At 69.1% G+C, this 18929-nt stretch carries 15 protein-coding genes; 10 read left to right on the top strand and 5 right to left on the bottom strand.

Annotated features, from left to right (window positions below):
• Window positions 1-2: 2 nt before the first annotated feature.
• From AB0D53_RS02025 to AB0D53_RS02010, 4 genes are all read right to left on the bottom strand, one after another.
• Window positions 3-968 (bottom strand): ABC transporter ATP-binding protein, encoded by a 966-nt coding sequence (locus AB0D53_RS02025; RefSeq protein ID WP_362438830.1) that lies wholly within the window; start codon window positions 966-968, stop codon window positions 3-5.
• 71 nt (window positions 969-1039) lie between these two features.
• Entirely contained in the window at window positions 1040-2020 is a 981-nt protein-coding gene (locus AB0D53_RS02020) for an ABC transporter permease (protein WP_362438570.1), read from the bottom strand.
• An 87-nt stretch (window positions 2021-2107) separates the two neighbouring features.
• Complete coding sequence (locus AB0D53_RS02015) at window positions 2108-3889, bottom strand: ABC transporter substrate-binding protein (protein ID WP_362438567.1); 1782 nt, start codon at window positions 3887-3889, stop codon at window positions 2108-2110.
• Between the two features lie 74 nt (window positions 3890-3963).
• Window positions 3964-4992 (bottom strand): ABC transporter permease, encoded by a 1029-nt coding sequence (locus AB0D53_RS02010; RefSeq protein ID WP_362438564.1) that lies wholly within the window; start codon window positions 4990-4992, stop codon window positions 3964-3966.
• Between the two features lie 471 nt (window positions 4993-5463).
• On the opposite strand from AB0D53_RS02010, the gene AB0D53_RS02005 reads away from it, so the two are divergent.
• From AB0D53_RS02005 to AB0D53_RS01980, 6 genes are all read left to right on the top strand, one after another.
• Window positions 5464-7095, top strand: coding sequence for an ABC transporter substrate-binding protein (locus tag AB0D53_RS02005; protein WP_362438561.1), 1632 nt, complete (start codon window positions 5464-5466; stop codon window positions 7093-7095).
• 116 nt (window positions 7096-7211) lie between these two features.
• Window positions 7212-8135: an ABC transporter permease gene (locus AB0D53_RS02000; RefSeq protein WP_362438558.1), complete on the top strand. Its 924-nt coding sequence runs from the start codon at window positions 7212-7214 to the stop codon at window positions 8133-8135.
• On the top strand, window positions 8128-9102 hold the full coding sequence (locus tag AB0D53_RS01995) for an ABC transporter permease (RefSeq protein ID WP_362438555.1): 975 nt from the start codon (window positions 8128-8130) through the stop codon (window positions 9100-9102). Before AB0D53_RS02000 ends, AB0D53_RS01995 begins: the two co-directional genes overlap by 8 nt.
• Before the next feature lie 13 nt (window positions 9103-9115).
• Entirely contained in the window at window positions 9116-10093 is a 978-nt protein-coding gene (locus tag AB0D53_RS01990; RefSeq protein WP_362438552.1) for an ABC transporter ATP-binding protein, read from the top strand.
• On the top strand, window positions 10083-11312 hold the full coding sequence (locus tag AB0D53_RS01985) for a dipeptide ABC transporter ATP-binding protein (RefSeq protein ID WP_362438548.1): 1230 nt from the start codon (window positions 10083-10085) through the stop codon (window positions 11310-11312). The genes AB0D53_RS01990 and AB0D53_RS01985 overlap by 11 nt, the downstream gene beginning before the upstream one ends.
• A gap of 196 nt (window positions 11313-11508) precedes the next feature.
• A complete protein-coding gene (locus tag AB0D53_RS01980; protein ID WP_362438545.1) occupies window positions 11509-12549 on the top strand; it encodes a hypothetical protein in 1041 nt (346 codons plus the stop codon).
• A 17-nt stretch (window positions 12550-12566) separates the two neighbouring features.
• Here AB0D53_RS01980 and AB0D53_RS01975 read toward each other — a convergent pair whose 3' ends face one another.
• Window positions 12567-14699: an alpha/beta fold hydrolase gene (locus AB0D53_RS01975; RefSeq protein WP_362438542.1), complete on the bottom strand. Its 2133-nt coding sequence runs from the start codon at window positions 14697-14699 to the stop codon at window positions 12567-12569.
• A 166-nt stretch (window positions 14700-14865) separates the two neighbouring features.
• Between AB0D53_RS01975 and AB0D53_RS01970 the strand changes: the two genes are divergently transcribed.
• The 4 genes from AB0D53_RS01970 to AB0D53_RS01955 all read left to right on the top strand — a co-directional run bounded on the left by AB0D53_RS01970 (window position 14866) and on the right by AB0D53_RS01955 (window position 18845).
• Window positions 14866-15060, top strand: a complete 195-nt coding sequence (locus AB0D53_RS01970) for a hypothetical protein (RefSeq protein ID WP_329818050.1) — start codon at window positions 14866-14868, stop codon at window positions 15058-15060.
• A gap of 66 nt (window positions 15061-15126) precedes the next feature.
• The gene (gene mshB / locus AB0D53_RS01965) at window positions 15127-16026 is read left to right on the top strand and encodes an N-acetyl-1-D-myo-inositol-2-amino-2-deoxy-alpha-D-glucopyranoside deacetylase (protein WP_362438538.1); all 900 of its coding nucleotides are present in this window, start codon (window positions 15127-15129) and stop codon (window positions 16024-16026) included.
• A complete protein-coding gene (locus AB0D53_RS01960) occupies window positions 16023-16460 on the top strand; it encodes a DUF6113 family protein (RefSeq protein ID WP_362438535.1) in 438 nt (145 codons plus the stop codon). The genes mshB and AB0D53_RS01960 overlap by 4 nt, the downstream gene beginning before the upstream one ends.
• A 339-nt stretch (window positions 16461-16799) precedes the next feature.
• On the top strand, window positions 16800-18845 hold the full coding sequence (locus AB0D53_RS01955) for a hypothetical protein (RefSeq protein WP_362438532.1): 2046 nt from the start codon (window positions 16800-16802) through the stop codon (window positions 18843-18845).
• The last annotated feature ends 84 nt before the right edge of the window (window positions 18846-18929 follow it).

Here is an 18929-nt window from a genome sequence, read left to right as displayed (position 1 = left end):
CGTCAGTTGGGCCGGATACCGGCGAAGTCCGCGAAGAACTCGGCGCGCTGCCCGGCGGTGAGGTGGCAGGCGGCGCCGCGTCCGGCGGTGAGCTCCAGCGGCGGCTGCTCGCTCGCGCAGCGCTCGCCGCCGACCTGCTCGGTGAACGTGCACCGGGGGTGGAAGCGGCAGCCGGTCGGCGGGTTGAGGAGGCTCGGCGGCGAGCCGGGGATCGGCGACAGCGGTACGTCGACCGGCCCTTCGAGGGTCGGCATGGAACCCAGCAGGCCCCAGGTGTACGGGTGCTGGGGGGTCCGCAGCACCTCCTTCTTCGTGCCGCGCTCCACACAGCGCCCGCCGTACATCACCAGCACGTCGTCCGCGATGTCGGCGATGACGCCGAGGTCGTGGGTGATGAAGATGATCGAGGTGCCGGTCTCCTGCTGGAGGTCCTTGAGCAGATCCATGATCTGGGCCTGCACGGTGACGTCCAGCGCGGTGGTCGGCTCGTCCGCGATCAGCAGTTCCGGGTCGCAGACCAGTGCCATGGCGATCATCGCGCGCTGGCGCATACCGCCGGAGAACTGGTGCGGATAGTCGTCCACCCGCAGATCGGGCTGCGGGATGCCCACCCTGGTGAGCATCTCGACCGCCCGCGACCGGGCCTCCCGCTTGGAGGCGCCGGTGTGCTTGCGGTACGTCTCGCCGATCTGCCGGCCGATGGTGTGGTACGGCGAGAGCGAGGCCAGCGAGTCCTGGAAGATCATGGCCATCTTGTTGCCGCGCAGCCGCTCCAGCTCCCGCTCCGAGGCGTTCAGCAGATCCTGCCCGTCGAGCAGGATCTCGCCCTCGATCTCGGTGTGGTCGGGGTGGTGCAGGCCGAGGATGGTCAGGTTGGTGACGGACTTGCCGGAACCGGACTCGCCGACGATGCCGAGCGTCTTGCCCTTCTCGATGTCGAAGGACAGCCCGTCGACGGCCTTGACCATGCCGTCTTCGGTGGAGAAGTGCACGCGCAGATCGCGTACGGAGAGGAAGGGGGTGCTCACTGGATCTCTCCCTAGGCGAGGCGGACGCGCGGGTCGATGAGGGCGTAGAACGCGTCGACGATGATGTTGAAGACGACGATCGCTCCTGCCGCGACCAGGACGACTCCGAGCAGCAGGGGCAGGTCGTTGTCGTTCACCGCCTTGACGGAGAGCGCGCCGATGCCGTGCAGGCCGAAGGTCTTCTCGGTGATGATCGCGCCGCCGAACAGCACACCGATGTCGAGGCCGAAGATGGTGACGATCGGGCCCATGGCCCCACGCCAGGCGAATCTGAAGAACACCGTCCGCCGGGAGAGGCCCTTGGCGCGTGCGGTGCGTACGTAGTCCTCGCTCAGCGTCTCGACGAGCTGGGAGCGTGCCATACGGGTGTAGTTGGCGGTGAAGATCAGCGCCAGCACCAGCCAGGGCAGCAGCAGCCCGGAGGCCCAACCGGCCGGGTTCTCGGTGAAGGGGACTTCCTTGGGCCGGCTCAGGATGTGCCACTGGTCCGCGAGGTAGTACATGGCGACGACGCCGACGATGTAGATCTGCATCGAGGAGCCGATCAGCGACGCCGAGGACGCCACCTTGTCCAGCGTCTTGCCCTGCTTGACCGCGGCGAGCATGCCGGTGCCCACACCGAAGATCACGAAGACGAACGCGCTGCCGAGGGAGAGGGAGAGCGTCGTCGGGAAGCGGTCCAGGATGGTGCCGAGGACCGGCTCGCGGTTGTGGAAGGAGTAGCCGAGGCACGGCGCGGGGCAGTGCCCGAACGACGAGTAGTCCCTCCCGACGAACACCGCCTGCAGCCAGTGCCAGTACTGCACCGGCAGCGGGTCGTCGATGCCGAGGTTGCGCTTGACCAGTGCCAGCGTCTCGGGCGTGCACACCTTGCCGCAGGCCACACGAGCTGGGTCGCGGGGCGCGACGTAGAAGAGGACGAAAGTGATGGCACTGATGATCAGCAGGATGACCAGTGCGCCGATTGCCCGGCGGATGAGGAAGCGGAACATGGCGATGGATTTCCCTGGCAGACGCCGACGAGGGGGAGTGGAGCGGGCGGGGCGCCGCAGGGGCGCCCCGCCTCAGGAGTGTCGGCGTCAGGCCTTCACGAACAGCTTGTAGAAGATGGCCGAGGAGTACTGCGGGTGGAACATCGCGCCGCCGACCTTCTCGCCGTAGAGGTAGAAACGGCGCTGGAACGTCTCGGGGATGATCGGCGCCTCCTCCGTCATGATCCGCTTGTCCAGCGCGGCCCAGGCCTTGCCGGCCTCCTTCGGGTCGGCGATGACGACGTTCTTCTTGATCGCCTCGTTGACCCAGTCGACGTTCAGCTGCGAGATGTTGTTGGCGCCGTTGGCGATGGTGCCGCCGTCGAACAGCGGCTGCATCAGCGTGTAACCGGTGGGCCAGTCCGGGGACCAGCCGAACCACATCACGTCGAACTGGTTGTCGATCTGCTGGATCTGGTCGTAGTAGCTGGTGGAGTCCAGCGGCTTCATGACCGGGGTGAAGCCGGCCGCCTTGAGGGCGTTCTCGATGACGACCTTGGTCTTGTTGTAGGTGTTGCTCGTGGGGAAGGCGTAGACGACCTTCTGGCCCTCCTTGCCGGCCTCCTTCAGCAGCTTCTTCGCCGCCTCCGGGTCGCCCTGCGGCTTCTTCAGCTTGCCGTAGACGTCGTCCTTGGCGTAGCCGAGGATGTCGGGGCTCAGGATGGACGTCGCGTAGTCACCGGCCGAGGGGCCACCGTAGATCTTGCGGATCTGCTCCAGCGGCCAGGCGTGGATCAGTGCCTGACGGACCTTCAGGTCGGTGATCCGCTTGGTGTTGATCGCGTAGTAGTAGATGCCGGTCAGCAGGCCGTTGAAGGTGCGCTTCTTCAGCTCGGGGTCGGTGAGGACCTTCTGGATGCGCTCGGCCGGGACACCGCTGTACGCCATGACCGCGTACTTGTCGTCGCCGTCGTCGGCGATCAGACGGTCGGCGGCCTGAAGGGACTCGGGGCCGAACTCGTAGACGAAGCTGTCCGGGTAGGCGTTGCGGATCGAGTCCAGGTTGGGGTCCCAGTGCGGGTTGCGGACCAGCGTCATCGACTTGTCGATGGAGTGCGCCTTGATCCGGTACGGACCGCAGCTCATCGGGTCCTTGTCGTACTTCTCCTTGGTGTCGCCCTTGACCGGGACGGCACCGTAGGAGGTCATCGCCAGGGTGAAGTTGAGGTCCGGGCGGGCCTCGGCCAGCTTGAAGGTGATCGTCTTGGCCTTGTCATCGGTCACGACCGAGTCGAGGTGCTTGCCCCCGAACGGGCCCTTGTACTTCGAGCGGAAGTCGGCCGTGCCGGTCAGCGCGGTCTGGGCGTAGCCGGCGCCCTCGGTGGTGAAGCTGGCGAAGCCGCGCTCGATCCCGTGGCGCACGTCCTCGATGGTGAGTTCCTTGCCGTCCTCCCACTTCAGACCGTCCTTCAGGGTGAAGGTCCAGGTCTTGCCGCCGTCGGACATGGTGCCCGCGTCGGTGGCGAGGTCGCCGACCAGCTTCATCGAGCCGTCCGCCGCGATCTTGTAACCGGTGAGGCAGCGGATGAAGAGGTCACCGACCGCGGAGTTCCACGAGAAGTAGATGCGCTGCGGGTCCAGGTGCGAGAAGTCGTCCGGGGCGATGCCGCGGATCGTGCCGCCCTTCTTCGCCCCCGGTATCTCGGCGGCCGGACCCGTGGAGTCGGCCTTCGTGCCGACCACGACCGCGCCGGTGTACTTGTCGGCACCGCCGTGTCCGGCGCCGCCGCCCTTCTTGGTCGTGCTGCCGCTGCTGCACGCGGAGAGGACCATCGAACCGCCGGCCGCGACCGACGTGGCGATGACGAAGTTTCTGCGGGAAAGGGACATGGCTTCCTGCTCTGGTCGAGGGAGAGTAACGATCGATCCGGTGGGCCCCGTCGCCCGGCCGGAGGAAGTGCGGTTCAGCGCTTGGTCTTCGGGTCCAGTGCGTCACGCACCGAGTCACCCAGCAGGTTGAAGGCGATGACGAAGACCACCATCGCGACGCCGGGGAAGAGCATGAACGTGATGTCGCTCTGGTAGACGTCCGATCCGCGCTGGATCATCACGCCCCAGTCGGGTGTCGGGTCGGAGAGACCGACGCCGAGGAAGGCGAGGCCCGCTTCCGCCGTGACGTAGGCGGGCAGCGCGAGCGTGGCCTGGATGAGGATCGGCGTCCAGAGGTTGGGCAGCAGTTCCTTGAAGATGATCCGTGCCGGCGAGGCCCCCGTCACCTTCGCCGCCTCGACGAACTCGCGCTCGCGCAGGGCGAGTACCTCGCCGCGCAGCAGTCGTGCGATGGACGCCCAGCCGAAGGCCGTCATGACCGAGATGAGGCTGACGACGGTCAGCCAGACCGGGGTGTTCTCGTCCGGAGCGACCAGGATCGAGAGCATCACCGGCCAGAAGGCGATGAAGAAGAGCGTGGAGGGGAAGGCCAGCAGGATGTCGATGACCCGGCCCACGAGGTAGTCGGTCTTGCCGCCCAGATAGCCCGCGGTGATACCGATGGCGATGCCGATCACCGTCACCAGCAGGGTGGTTGCCGCGGCGATGAGCAGGGAGTTGCGGATGCCGTAGAGCAGGAAGGTGAAGACGTCCCGGCCGAGTCCGGGCTCGATGCCGAACCAGAAGTCGCCGCTGATACCGCCGTTGGGCAGCATGGGGGAACCGAAGTCGTCCAGCAGACCGGGTTCGTTCTGCCCGTACGTCGTGTACGGGTCCTTGCCGTACAGCTTCGCGATCAGCGGCGCGCAGACGGCGATCACGAAGAAGAAAATGACCACATAGGCCGAAATCACGCCCGTACGGTCGCGCTTGAAACGCAGCCAGGCCATCTTGCCCGGTGAGCGGCCGGTACCACCCTTGGACGCGGACGGGCCGGATGTGGACGGCGGCTTCGCGTCCTCCACCTCAACGGGGGTGGCGGCTTGCGGCGTTGGAATCGTCATGGTGCTCCTGGCCCGGAGGGTCGAAGGACTCCGCAGGGCAACACCTACGGGCTACCCGGACTTTTTCAACGCAATTCATGCAGGGTCAATGAATGTCCGACGCCCTTGGTGCGCTCTTTGGAAATTTGACCAATGCATGACCTTTTCAAGGGTGTGGCTTTGCTTCCGTTTGGCTTTTTCGAAGGCGTGTTCGCGACTTAACGGGTGAAGTCCGGCAATGAGTCCGATATGCGGGCGTGGTTGTCTCGGAATTCGTACATCCGATCAGACCGGCTCGCGGTCGATGCGTATTCGATACGCGGCCGTTATCGCTCCGGTGTCTGTCAGGTTCACGTCCGGATCTTCCCTGCCCGCGAAGTGCCACTCGAATCCGCTCCCGCACGCCCGAATGGGTGGAGTAAATGTGCGGCATATCTCTTGTGCGGTGATATTTGACCGTAAGTGAGACGGAGCACTACGAGGAGGCACTCCATGCGCGGAGCCACACAGGCCAGGTGGGCCGCATGTGCGGTGGTCGTCGCCCTGGCGGCGACGGCATGCGGAGGCGGGGGCGGCAGCAGTGGTGGCGGTGGGGCGAACGGAATCGTGAGCTCGTCCTGGGGTGACCCGCAGAACCCGCTCGAACCCGCGAACACCAACGAGGTGCAGGGCGGCAAGGTCCTCGACATGATCTTCCGGGGGCTCAAGAGGTACGACCCGAAGACCGGCGCGGCCACCGACATGCTCGCCGAGAAGATCGAGACCAAGGACAACCAGAACTTCACCGTCACCGTGAAGGACGGCTGGACCTTCAGCAACGGCGAGAAGATCACCGCCAAGTCGTTCGTGGACGCGTGGAACTACGGCGCCCTGCTGAAGAACAATCAGAAGAACGCCTACTTCTTCGGTTACATCGACGGCTACAACAAGGTCCACCCCGACACCGGCAGCGCCACGGCCGACAAGCTCTCCGGTCTCAAGGTCGTCGACGCCAGGACGTTCACCGTCAAGCTGTCGCAGAAGTTCTCCCTGTGGCCCGACACCCTCGGCTACCCGGCCTTCGCCCCGCTGCCCCAGGCCTTCTTCACCGACCACGCCGGCTGGGTGTCCAAGCCGATCGGCAACGGCCCGTACACCATCGACAAGTACACCAAGGGCTCGTCGATGAACCTGCGCAAGTGGGACAAGTACCCCGGGACTGACAAGGCGCAGAACGGCGGCATCGACCTCAAGGTCTACACCGACAACAACACCGCCTACACCGACCTGACGGCCGGCAACCTCGACCTCGTCGACGACGTGCCCGCCTCGCAGCTGAAGAACGTCAAGTCGGACCTCGGCGACCGGTACATCAACACCCCGGCCGGCATCATCCAGACCCTCGCCTTCCCCTTCTACGACAAGAAGTGGGACACCCCCGGCGGCGTCAAGGTCCGCCAGGGCCTGTCGATGGCGATCAACCGTCAGCAGATCACCGACCAGATCTTCCAGAAGACCCGCACCCCCGCCTCCGACTGGACCTCCCCGGTCCTCGGTGAGAAGGGCGGCTTCAAGGAGGGGCTGTGCGGCGCGCCCTGCGAGTACAACGCGGCGAACGCCAAGAAGCTGATCCAGGAGGGCGGCGGCATCCCCGGCGGCCAGCTCAAGATCTCGTACAACGCCGACACCGGCTCCCACAAGGAGTGGGTCGACGCCGTCTGCAACAGCATCAACAAGGTGATGGGCAACAACAAGGCGTGCGTCGGCGCCCCGGTCGGCACCTTCGCCGACTTCCGCAGCCAGGTCTCGCAGCAGAAGCTGAACGGCGCCTGGCGGGCCGGCTGGCAGATGGACTACCCGCTCATCCAGAACTTCCTCCAGCCCGTGTACTACACCGACGCCTCGTCCAACGACGGCAAGTGGAGCAACAAGCAGTTCGACGGGCTCGTCGACAAGGCCAACGCCGAGTCCGACAAGGCCAAGGCCGTGACGACCTTCCAGGACGCGGAGAAGGTCCTGGTCGCGCAGATGCCCGTCATCCCGCTCTGGTACCAGAACGGCAGTGCCGGCTACTCGGACCGGATCACCAATGTGTCGCTGAACCAGTTCAGCGTTCCGGTGTACGAGCAGATCAAGGTCAAGTGACCCGTCGAGGCCGGGTGGCCGGTGCCAGGAGCGCACCGGCCACCCGGCCTCCCCGTCCCCCGACGCGTCACTCCCCAGCCCCGAGCCACTGACACCCGCGACCCCCGGAGCCCTGCATGGGACGTTATGTGATCCGGCGGCTGCTGCAGATGATCCCGGTCTTCTTCGGCACCACGCTGCTGATCTTCCTCATGGTGAACGTGATGGGCGACCCCATCGCGGGTCTCTGTGGCGAACGCCAGTGCGACCCGTCGACCGCGGCCCAACTCCGTGCGGAATTCGGCCTCGACAAGCCCGTCTGGCAGCAATACCTCACCTACATGGGCAATGTCTTCACCGGCGACTTCGGCACCGCGTTCAACGGGCAGAAGGTCACCGAGCTGATGGCCACCGCCTTCCCCATCACGATCCGGCTCACCGTCGTCGCGATCGTCTTCGAGATCGTCATCGGCATCAGCCTCGGTGTCGTCACCGGCCTGCGCCGCGGCCGCCCCGTCGACACCACCGTGCTCATCCTGACCCTGGTCGTCATCTCCATCCCGACCTTCGTCACCGGCCTGCTGCTCCAGCTCCTCCTCGGAGTCGAATGGGGCGTCATCAAGCCCTCCGTCTCACCGGAGGCCCCCTTCAACGAACTGCTGGTACCCGGGCTCGTCCTCGCCTCGGTCTCCCTGGCGTACGTCACCCGGCTCACCCGGACCTCGATCGCCGAGAACGCCCGCGCCGACTACGTACGCACCGCCGTCGCCAAGGGGCTGCCCGGGCGCCGTGTCGTCATCCGGCACCTGCTGCGCAACTCGCTGATCCCGGTCGTCACCTTCATCGGTACGGACGTGGGCGCCCTGATGGGCGGGGCGATCGTCACGGAGCGGATCTTCAACATCCACGGCGTCGGCTACCAGCTCTACCAGGGCATCCTGCGCCAGAACTCCCAGACCGTCGTCGGCTTCGTCACCATCCTCGTCCTCGTCTTCCTGGCGGCGAACCTGATCGTCGACCTGCTGTACGCCGTTCTCGACCCGAGGATCCGCTATGCCTGAGCAGACACCGGACGAGGCGATCTCGTCGGCCGGAGCGGGAGGTGTGATGGATCTCGCCCTGGAGGAGGGCACGACCCTCGAAACGACACCGAGCGGCCCCCGGGGCACGGGCCCCGCCGAGAAGCCGCGCAGTCTGTGGTCCGACGCCTGGCGGGACCTGCGCCGCAACCCGGTCTTCATCATCTCCGCCCTGATCATCCTCTTCCTGGTGATCATCTCGATCTGGCCGTCGCTGATCGCCGACCAGGACCCCCTCGACTGCAACCTGGGCAAGGCGCAGGAGGGCTCCCAGCCCGGACACCCCTTCGGCTTCGACGGACAGGGCTGCGACGTCTACACCCGTACCGTCTACGGAGCACGGAACTCGGTGACCGTCGGCGTCTGTTCCACCCTCGGCGTCACTCTGCTCGGCGGTGTCCTCGGCGGCCTCGCCGGGTTCTTCGGCGGCTGGTGGGACTCGATCCTCTCCCGCCTCACCGACGTCTTCTTCGGCATCCCGGTGGTCCTCGGCGGGCTGGTCTTCCTCTCCGTGGTCACCAGCTCCACCGTCTGGCCGGTGATCGGCTTCATCGTGCTGCTGGGCTGGCCGCAGATCGCCCGTATCGCCCGCGGCTCCGTGATCACCGCCAAACAGAACGACTACGTACAGGCGGCACGGGCACTCGGCGCCTCCAACACGCGGATGATGCTGCGCCACATCACCCCGAACGCCATCGCGCCGGTGATCGTCGTCGCGACCATCGCGCTCGGTACGTACATCTCGCTGGAGGCGACGCTCTCGTTCCTCGGCGTCGGCCTGAAACCGCCGGCCGTCTCCTGGGGCATCGACATCTCCGCAGCGTCCCAGTACATCCGCAACGCCCCGCACATGCTGCTCTGGCCCGCCGGAGCCCTGGCGGTCACCGTGCTCGCCTTCATCATGCTCGGCGACGCGGTGCGCGACGCCCTCGACCCCAAGCTGCGCTGAGGAGCCCGCTGCCATGTTGCTCGAAGTGCGCGATCTGCACGTGGAGTTCCACACCCGCGACGGCGTCGCCAAGGCCGTCAACGGGGTCGACTACTCGGTGGCCGAGGGCGAGACGCTGGCCGTCCTCGGCGAGTCCGGCTCCGGCAAGTCCGTCACCGCCCAGGCCGTCATGGGCATCCTCGACATGCCCCCGGGGAAGATCAGCGGCGGCGAGATCCTCTTCAAGGACCGCGACCTGCTGAAGATGAAGAAGGACGAACGCCGGAAAATCCGCGGCCAGGAGATGGCCATGATCTTCCAGGACGCGCTCTCCTCCCTCAACCCCGTGCTCAGCGTGGGGGAGCAGCTCGGCGAGATGTTCGTCGTGCACCGCGGGATGTCCCACAAGGACGCGAAGGCGAAGGCCGTCGAGCTGATGGACCGGGTCCGCATCCCGGCGGCGAAGGAACGCGTCGGGAACTACCCGCACCAGTTCTCCGGCGGTATGCGCCAGCGCATCATGATCGCCATGGCGATGGCGCTGGAGCCCTCGCTGATCATCGCGGACGAACCCACCACCGCCCTCGACGTGACCGTCCAGGCCCAGGTGATGGATCTGCTCGCCGAGCTCCAGCGCGAGCTGAACATGGGCCTGATCCTGATCACCCACGACCTGGGCGTGGTCGCGGACGTCGCCGACAAGATCGCCGTGATGTACGCGGGCCGGATCGTCGAGTCCGCCCCGGTGCACGAGATCTACCGGGCGCCCGCCCACCCGTACACCAGGGGTCTGCTCCAGTCGATCCCGCGCCTGGACCAGAAGGGCCGGGAGCTGTACGCGATCAAGGGCCTGCCGCCCAACCTGCTGCACATCCCGCCCGGCTGTGCCTTCAACCCGCGCTGCCCGATGGCCCAGGAGATCTGCCGGGGCGAGGTACCGCCGCTGTTCGAGGTGGCCGAGCACCGCGAGAGCGCCTGCTACTTCTGGAAGGAGACGCTCGATGCACGCTGACCACTCGGGGCGCAGGGAAGCGCGCGAAGAGGGCGAGAAGGCCCGCGCGCTGCTCGCCAAGTCACGGGCCGGGTCCGCCGCGGCGGGCGGCGAGCCGATCCTGGAGGTCCGCGACCTGGTCAAGCACTACCCGCTGACCCAGGGCATCCTGATCAAGAAGCAGATCGGCGCGGTCAAGGCGGTCGACGGGGTCTCCTTCGACCTGGCGGCGGGCGAGACGCTCGGCATCGTGGGGGAGTCCGGCTGCGGCAAGTCGACCGTGGCGAAGATGCTGGTGCACCTGGAACAGCCGACGGCCGGCGCGATCAAGTACAAGGGCGAGGACATCACCAAGCTGTCGGGGCGCGCCCTGAGGGCCGTGCGCCGCAACATCCAGATGGTCTTCCAGGACCCGTACACCTCGCTCAACCCGCGCATGACCGTCGGCGACATCATCGGGGAGCCGTACGAGATCCACCCCGAGGTGGCCCCGAAGGGGGAGCGGCGCCGCAAGGTCCAGGACCTGCTGGACGTGGTCGGCCTCAACCCGGAGTACATCAACCGCTATCCGCACCAGTTCTCCGGCGGTCAGCGCCAGCGCATCGGCATCGCCCGCGGGCTGGCCCTGAACCCCGAGATCATCGTCGCCGACGAACCCGTCTCCGCCCTCGACGTCTCCGTACAGGCACAGGTCGTCAACCTGCTGGACCGGCTCCAGGCGGAGTTCGGGCTCGCCTACGTCTTCATCGCGCACGACCTCTCGATCGTCCGGCACATCTCCGACCGGGTCGGGGTGATGTATCTGGGCCGGATCGTCGAGATCGGCTCCGACGAGCAGATCTACGACCACCCCACGCATCCGTACACCCAGGCGCTCCTCTCCGCCGTCCCGGTGCCGGACCCGGCCGCCCGCGAGCACCGGGAACGGATCATCCTGCACGGCGACGTCCCCTCGCCCGCCAACCCGCCCTCCGGCTGCCGCTTCCGCACCCGGTGCTGGAAGGCGCAGGAGCGGTGCGAGCTGGAGGTGCCGCTGCTGGCGGTGCCGGCCGTCTTCCGCCTGGCGGACACACCGGCCGGGCACGACTCGGCCTGCCACTTCGCGGAGGAGAAGCAGGTGGTGCCGCCGGAGGGGCTGCTGGAGGTCCCGGGGGAGACGGCGGCGGAGGAGGACGGTCCGGCGCAGGACGTGGACGGGGAGAACGGGCCGGCCCCGTCCGGGAGCACCCGGGCCGACTGACCCCGGGCACGTTAACGCGTGGGCAATCCGGCCGCCCCACGTCCGATACACGGACCGGCCACCATGTCCGGGTACGGCCGTGCGGGTGCCGTGTACCGGCCGGGAGGCCGCCAAGTCCTCCCGGCCGGTTGCCCGTTCGAGCACCACGCCGGTGAACCCCTTGTCCGGCGGACAGGCACGGTGGAGTATCGCTCGGGTGATACTCACTCGGGGGGCAAGGGTCACCGGTGCCGTTCTCTGCGCCGTGCTCGCGCTGATCGTCGCGGGCTGGCTCGTACGGGACATCAGGGCGGCCGACGACATCGGGGCGCTGTGGCGCTACTGGGCCGGCTACTACGACGCGCGGCTCCCGATGCTGCCCGCCACCTCGGCATACGACCTGGTGCTGCTCGTGGTGTATCTCCTCGCCTTCGTCGCGGCCCTGCGCTCGTCGGCGGCCGCCGCGGTGCTGGTCGCGACCGGAGTGGTCACGATCGTCCTGCGACTGCCCGGGCTCTGGAACATCGGCGAGTCCCGGATGGACACCCGGTTCACCGACGACCTGCGCACCCGCGCCCTGCTCTGCGCCTTCGTGGCGCTCGCGGCAGGCATCGCGCTGATCATCACCGCGGGGGCCGGCCGCAGGCGGGCACGTGACTTCTCCGAGTGCCTCCCGGCCCGGCCGGGGCAGGGCGCGGGCGTGGTCGCCTTCCTCCTCCTCGGTGCGGCGGGAGTGGTCGTGATCGCCTGGGAGATCCGCCAGGCGGTGCGGATCCCCGAGATCTACCCCGACTGGTTCGTGGGCGGGGACCGGGTCATGCAGGGGCTGATCGACCCGCCGCCCGGCTGGTTCTCGGCGGTTCTGATGCTGCTGTGCCTGTTCGCGGGCGTGAGCGGGCTCCCGCGCGCCGTGCACGCGCGGCCGTTCGGCCTGGTCGCCGCCGCTCTGCTGCTGTTCGGCGGAGTGCTGGGGGTGGTCCGCGCGGTGCACTACGAGCTGCTGGACCGCTTCGGCGATCTGCACGTCGAGGACCAACTCATCGTGCTGACCGGGTTCTTCGAGGTGATCGCCGGAGCCGTGGTGCTGCTGGTGCTGGCCCGGCCCGGCCCCCAGGAGCCCCCGGCCCCGCCCGACCAGGGGTACGGGCAGGGCTACGGGCCGGGGTACGGACAGGGGTACGGCCAGGGCTACGGTCATCCGCAGCCCGGCGCCTTCGGGCCGCCGCCACCCCCGTCCCAGCCGCCGCCCGGCTGGTGACGGGGAGGCCGCTCCGATCAGCCGTCGAGCCCCAACGACCGCTTCAGGAAGTCGACCTGGAGCAGCAGCAGGTTCTCCGCCACCTGCTCCTGCGGCGTCATGTGCGTCACCCCGCTGAGCGGCAGCACCTCGTGCGGGCGCCCGGCCGAGAGCAGCGCCGACGACAGCCGGAGCGAGTGCGCGACCACCACGTTGTCGTCCGCGAGACCGTGGACGATCATCATCGGCCGCACCTGTTCGGCGGCCTCCGAGAGACCCTCGTCCGTGATCACCGAGTTGTGCGCGTACACCTCGGGCTGCTCCGCCGGGTCGCCGAGGTAACGCTCGGTGTAATGGGTGTCATAGAGCCGCTGGTCGGTCACCGGGGCGCCGACCACTCCCGCGTGGAAGACATCGGGCCGCCGCAGTACGGCCAGGGCCGCCAGGAATCCGCCGAACGACCAGCCGCGGATCGCGACCTTGCCGAGGTCCAGCGGGAACCGCTCCGCGAGCGCGTGCAGCGCGTCGACCTGGTCGTCCACGGTGAGCGCGATGTTGTTCTTGACCTCCTTCTCCCAGCCCGGTGAACGGCCCGGCGTGCCCCGGCCGTCCGCGACCACGACCGCGAAGCCCTGGTTCGCGAACCACTGCGACGTCAGATGCGGATTGTGCGCGGCGACCACCCGGCGGCCGTGCGGTCCGCCGTACGGATCCATCAGCACCGGAAGCGGGCCGTCCGACTCCTCGTACCCCTCGGGGAGCAGCACGGCGCACGGAATTCGCCGTGCGCCCCCCTCGGCGAAGTGCACCCGCGCGGAGAGCACCGGCTCCTCGGCGTGGCTCGCCACGGTGGCGACCGGCTTGCCGTCCCGGAACACCTCGGCACGGGCCCCCGGCCGCTCCAGCGAGTGGCTGACCAGCACCGTCACCGCGCCCGCGCGGACCGCCGAGTGCACCCCGGCCCCTTCGGACACCCGCTCCACGCCCAGTTCGTTGACGCGGTAGACATGGGTCTCGCCGATCTCCGGTTCCGCCGCCTCCTCGCCGGCCGTGGCCGCCACCAGGATGTCCGACTCACCGATGTCGAGCACCGCCCGGAGCTGCAACTGCGCCCCGGTCAGCAGCCGGTCGCCGACCGCGAGCACCCGCGCCCCGCCCTCGTCCGCGATCCGCACCAGCCGCCCGTCCGGGGTCCAGGCGGGCACCCCGGGGAAGATTTCCAGCCAGACCGGGTCCTCGTCGACGTGCACCGTCCGCGTCGAACCGGTCTCCGTGTCCACCGCGAGAAAGAGGTGGCTCCGCTGGTCGCGGGACTGCACCAGCAGCAGCGGCGCCCCGTCCGACGACCAGTGCACCTGCGCCAGATACGGGTGGCGCGCCCGGTCCCAGACCACTTCGGCACGGGTGCCGTCCAGGCCGAGCGCGAAGAGCCGCACCTCGGCGTTGGGCGTCCCCGCCGCCGGGTACGCGACCTCGGCGGGCCGGCGGTCCGGATGCGCGGGATCCGCGATCCACCAGCGCCGCACCGGGCTGTTGTCGACCCGGGCGACCAGTAGCCGGTCCGAATCCGGCGACCACCAGAAGCCCCGCGAACGCTGCATCTCCTCGGCCGCGATGAACTCCGCGAGACCGTAACCGACGTCCTCGGCCTCCGGCTCGGCGAGCGCCCGGTCCCCGTCGCCCTCCGCGCCCACGACGCGCAACGCACCCTTGGACACATATGCGATGTGTCGTCCGTCCGGTGAAGGCCGCGGGTCGATCACCGGGCCCGGAACCGGCAGCGCACGTGCCGTACCCGCCCGCAGCTCGGCGACGTACACCTTCCCGGAGAGCGCGAAGGCGGCCAACTCGGCCGCCGCGTCGACCGCGTAGTCGACGATCCCCGAGGAGCCCTCGCGGCTGCGCTCCCGGCGGGCCCGCTCCTGCGCCGACAGCCGCTCCGCCGAACCCCCCAGCAGGGCCCCGGGATCAGCCACCACCCGCTCCTGCGGCGATCCGTCCTTCGGCAGGTCGAGCACCCACAGGCGGCCCGACCGGTCCGTGCCGGAGCCCGACCGCAGGAAGATCACCCGCTCCCCGTCGGGGGAGACGGTGAACGACCGAGGCGCACCGAGAGTGAATCGCATGGTCCTGGCGTGCTGACGGGGAAACGAGATCTGCTGCGAAGTCATGTGCCGAACCTAGTCCCCGACCGCCCGGTCGTGCGCCCCTCGTGCTGCTGTGCCCCGATCAATGCGTTACGACGGATAGTTATGATCCGTAGCGCTCGGTGGGTATGAAACCTGCTGGCTCCATGTGTGCTGCCCGTCCCGACCGTACCGATGGAGGTGAACCGCCGTGGCACTCAAGATTTCGGCGGTGGTGCTGCTGGCGATCGTCGTCTTCCTGCTGATCCGGAAATCCGGACTGAAGGGCGGACATGCGGTGGTCTGCGCACTGCTGGGTTTCTATCTTGCCGACTCGTCGATCGCGCCGAGCATCTCGAACCTGACCACGAATGTGGCGGGCATGATCGGAAGCCTCAAGTTCTGAGGCCCGGCTCGTCGGCGAAGGGAGCGCGGGCGGTGTTCGGTGCGCCCGGCTCGTAGGGTGGTCCCCATGACGGACCATCCCGCCCGGCGCCTCCTCCTGGTGCACGCGCACCCCGACGACGAGTCGATCAATAACGGCGCCACCATGGCCAAGTACGCGGCCGAGGGTGCTCAGGTCACCCTGGTGACCTGCACACTCGGTGAGGAGGGCGAGGTCATCCCGCCCTCCCTCGCCCGTCTCGCGGCCGACCGGGACGACACCCTGGGCCCGTACCGCCGGGGCGAACTCGACGCGGCGATGAAGGAACTGGGGGTCACCGACCACCGGCTCCTGGGCGGCCCCGGCCGCTTCCGCGACTCCGGGATGATGGGCGCCGAGCAGAACCACCGCCCCGGCGCCTTCTGGGCCGCGGACGTGGACGACGCCGCCGGGCACCTGGTGGAGGTCATCCGTTCGGTGCGTCCGCAGGTCCTGGTCACCTACGACCCCGACGGCGGTTACGGACACCCCGACCACATCCAGGCGCACCGCGTCGCGATGCGTGCCGCGGACCTCGCCGCCGACCCCGCGTACCGCGCCGGGTCCGGCGACCCGCACCGCATCGCCAAGATCTACTGGAACCGGGTGCCCCGCACGGTCGCCGAGGAGGGCTTCGCCCGCCTCCGGGCCACCGCGCCGGACGCCTTCCCGGGCATCGCCGCCATCGACGACGTACCGGGTGTGGTCGACGACTCCAGGATCACCGCGCAGATCGACGGCGCCGCCCATGCCGCCGCCAAGAGTGCGGCGATGCGGGCCCACGTCACCCAGATCGCCGTGGACGGCCCCTTCTTCGCCCTCTCCAACGACCTGGGCCAGCCCGTCTTCACCACCGAGTACTACGAGTTGGTACGCGGTGACTCCGGAGCCCCTCAAGGCGTCCGGGAGGACGACCTGTTCGCGGGTGTCTCGGGGGCGGAGCGATGAGCGGCGGCAAGCAGGGCGCACCGCGCCCCTCCAGGGACGTCGCGGCCACCGGCCTCGCCGCGCCCCTCAACCCCGGGCGGATCGCCGCCTATGCGGGTCTGGCCGTGCTGGGCGCGCTCGTCGGGATCGCCGGGACGCTCGTCCAAGCCGCCTGGTTCCCCGCCGGGTTGCTGCTCGCGCTGGCGGCCGCCGCCGGGCTCTTCTACGGCGGACGCCTGGTCTTCGGCACCCAGCTCGGCGCCCTGGCACCCGCTGCGGGATGGCTGATTTCGGTTGTCGTGCTGCTCGGTGGACGGCCGGAAGGCGACTATGTCTTCGGCGACGAACTGGGTCTCACTCTTTTCATGCTGGGCGGGATGGCCGTCGCTGTGATCTGTGCCACCGTGTCGCGGGCGCCTCGACAGGGTGCCGACAGCGGGCGACCTGGCAAGTAATGTGCCACGTCCACGCCTGTAATGCCCCTTGTCCGTTCGGTGGTCGCACAGCCGTTTCCCCCGGTCGCGGGGTGTCCGTCGGCGGCGGCCAGTATGGTGGTTCGCGCGCCTAGTCGGGTGCTGAAGATCTTGGCCGGGCTCGGGATGCCTGGCACGCACATCTGCGGCGTTTCCAGAACGCCCTGATAGCTCCGCTATGAGGACGCTCCGGCGCCTCGCAGCGGCACGCGCCAGACGCCGCTCCCTGATCCGGCCAAGATCTCCAGCACCTTCCTAGCCGCCCCCAGGCCTGTGGCGTGGGGGAAGTACGGGCGGCGGAGCCAATCGGGAGAACCTGCTTTGAGTCGTGAAACTGACAGTTCGTCCTCCGGGCCCCAGGGGCGCGGAGGAGCCGCGTACCCCTCGGGGACGCCGCCGTACGGATCCCGCCAGTATCCGTCGCTGCACCCTTCGCACGATGCCCCGGAGGGGGCCCCGGAGCCTGCGGATCCGTCCCGGCCCGAGGAGCCGAGGACCGAGACGACGCTGACCACGCGCATCCGGATCAACATTCCGGGCTCGCGCCCCATCCCGCCCGTCGTCATGCGTACGCCCGTGGGCGACACTGACAACGCGGATGCCGAGCGCACGGGCAGCATCCCGCGCCCCGGTTCGCCCGCGACGGACGGTGCGCCGTCCGGCCCGGACGGCGCACCGTCCGCCGAGGCCCGGACCGAGTCCGCGGACCCGGCCGCCGAGAAGCCGGCCAGGGAGAGGAGCGGCGGCGACTGGTTCGCCCCGCGCAAGGCCCCCACGAGCACCTCGGTCGCCGGTGGCGGCACGGCCGGCGGAGCCGAGGGCATCAGGGGTGCCGCGCCCGCCGCGCCCCGCCCCGATCTGCCGTACTTCTCGGACGGTCCGCAGCGCACGGGCGACCAGGACGCACCCCGCCCCGACGACTTCGGCGGCCCGGCCGCCGGTGGCTCGCGTCCCACGCCGAACCTCGGAGTGCGTACGCCCGGCCCCTCCGGACCCACCACGGGCCCGGCCACCGGCACCTCGTCCCTGACGCCGAACCTCGGCGGACCGGGCGGGACGGGTTCCGGCCCGCTGGGTTCCGGCCCGGGCGGTCCCGCGGGCCCGCAGGGTTCCGGTGCCCCTGGTGGCCCGCCGCGGATGTCCGACGACACGGCGGTGCTGACACCGCAGTTCGCGGGCCCGGCGCCCGGCGGCAACGTCTCCGGTGACACGCTCACCAGCGGCATCCCCGTCGTCCCGTCGGACAACCGGCCGCCGTCCCTGTTCCCGGGCACGCCCCCGGGCGGGCGACCCGATCAGGCCTCCCGTGTCCCGGGCGACCCGATGGGCACCGGACCGGCGGGACCCGGCGGCCCCGCCGCCGCGTCGGCCCCGCGCCCCGAACCGGCCTCCGCGTCCGCTCCCGCCCCCGCGAAGAAGCAGGGCCGCTCCAAGCTGGTCCTGCTCGGCGTCGGTGTCGTCGGGCTGCTCGGTGTCGCCTACGGCGCCGGGCTGCTGATGAACCACTCCGACGTCCCCAAGGGCACCACCGTCCTCGGCGTCGACATCGGCGGCGGCACGAAGGAGGAGGGCGTCACCAAGCTGGACGCCGCCCTCGGCAAGCGCGCCGTGACCCCGCTCCAGCTGTCCGTGGACGGCAAGAAGACCGAGCTCGCGCCGGACAAGGCAGGGCTCGTCCTGGACAGCCAGGAGACCGTCCGCTCGGCGGCGGGCAGCGACTACAACCCGGTCTCCGTCATCGGCTCCCTGTTCGGCGGCAAGCGCGCGGTCGACCCGGTGATCCCGGTCGACAAGGAGAAGCTCGGCGTCGCGCTGACGGACCTGGCCGGTGTCTCCGGCTCGGCCAACGACGGCACGATCAAGTTCGAGCCGGGCAAGGCCGTCGCCGTACCCGGGAAGTCGGGCAAGGCGCTGGACGTCGACCAGTCGATGTCCTCGGTGCGCGACGCGTACCGCGCCCAGGTGCAGACCGGCCGGACGAAGGTCGTCGAGCTGCCCGTCACCACCCGCGAACCCACCATCGGCCAGGCCGAACTGGACCGGGCGATGAAGGAGTTCGCGAAGCCCGCGATGTCCGGTCTGGTCACCATCAAGGCGGGCACCAAGCAGATCCAGTTCGGCCCCGCCAGGTCGCTGCCGCAGATCCTCTCGATGGTGCCGGTCAACGGCCGGCTGGTCGAGCACTACGACAAGAAGGCCATCGAGACCCTCTGCGACGGAGTCTTCGACGGCATCATGATCACCAAGGGCGACGGAAAGAAGCACCAGCTCAGCGCGGACGACGTGGCGCAGGCCATGCAGAGCGCACTGCTCGGGAAGACCCCGGCCCAGCGGACCGCCACCATCGGCCTCGACGGCAACGGCTGACCACAGCCGCACAGCACAGCACAGCACAGCACCGCTCCCGGCCGCATCCCGGCCGGGAGCGGCGCCGTTTCCGGACACCGCCCC

The organism is Streptomyces sp. NPDC048295 (assembly GCF_040652135.1).
In the GTDB taxonomy this organism is placed as follows: domain Bacteria; phylum Actinomycetota; class Actinomycetes; order Streptomycetales; family Streptomycetaceae; genus Streptomyces.
Note: the sequence above shows the minus strand (reverse complement) of the source record. Positions and strands in the feature narration are given on the sequence as shown.

What these genes read in the sequence shown, in the direction of transcription:
- AB0D53_RS02025 (WP_362438830.1), bottom strand. Translation starts at nt 968, where the DNA reads ATGGTCAAGGCCGTCGACGGGCTGTCCTTCGACATCGAGAAGGGCAAG.
- mshB (WP_362438538.1), top strand. Translation starts at nt 15,127, where the DNA reads ATGACGGACCATCCCGCCCGGCGCCTCCTCCTGGTGCACGCGCACCCC.
- AB0D53_RS01995 (WP_362438555.1), top strand. Translation starts at nt 8,128, where the DNA reads ATGCCTGAGCAGACACCGGACGAGGCGATCTCGTCGGCCGGAGCGGGA.
- AB0D53_RS02000 (WP_362438558.1), top strand. Translation starts at nt 7,212, where the DNA reads ATGGGACGTTATGTGATCCGGCGGCTGCTGCAGATGATCCCGGTCTTC.
- AB0D53_RS02010 (WP_362438564.1), bottom strand. Translation starts at nt 4,992, where the DNA reads ATGACGATTCCAACGCCGCAAGCCGCCACCCCCGTTGAGGTGGAGGAC.
- AB0D53_RS01985 (WP_362438548.1), top strand. Translation starts at nt 10,083, where the DNA reads ATGCACGCTGACCACTCGGGGCGCAGGGAAGCGCGCGAAGAGGGCGAG.
- AB0D53_RS01960 (WP_362438535.1), top strand. Translation starts at nt 16,023, where the DNA reads ATGAGCGGCGGCAAGCAGGGCGCACCGCGCCCCTCCAGGGACGTCGCG.
- AB0D53_RS02015 (WP_362438567.1), bottom strand. Translation starts at nt 3,889, where the DNA reads ATGTCCCTTTCCCGCAGAAACTTCGTCATCGCCACGTCGGTCGCGGCC.
- AB0D53_RS01990 (WP_362438552.1), top strand. Translation starts at nt 9,116, where the DNA reads ATGTTGCTCGAAGTGCGCGATCTGCACGTGGAGTTCCACACCCGCGAC.
- AB0D53_RS01975 (WP_362438542.1), bottom strand. Translation starts at nt 14,699, where the DNA reads ATGACTTCGCAGCAGATCTCGTTTCCCCGTCAGCACGCCAGGACCATG.
- AB0D53_RS02020 (WP_362438570.1), bottom strand. Translation starts at nt 2,020, where the DNA reads ATGTTCCGCTTCCTCATCCGCCGGGCAATCGGCGCACTGGTCATCCTG.
- AB0D53_RS02005 (WP_362438561.1), top strand. Translation starts at nt 5,464, where the DNA reads ATGCGCGGAGCCACACAGGCCAGGTGGGCCGCATGTGCGGTGGTCGTC.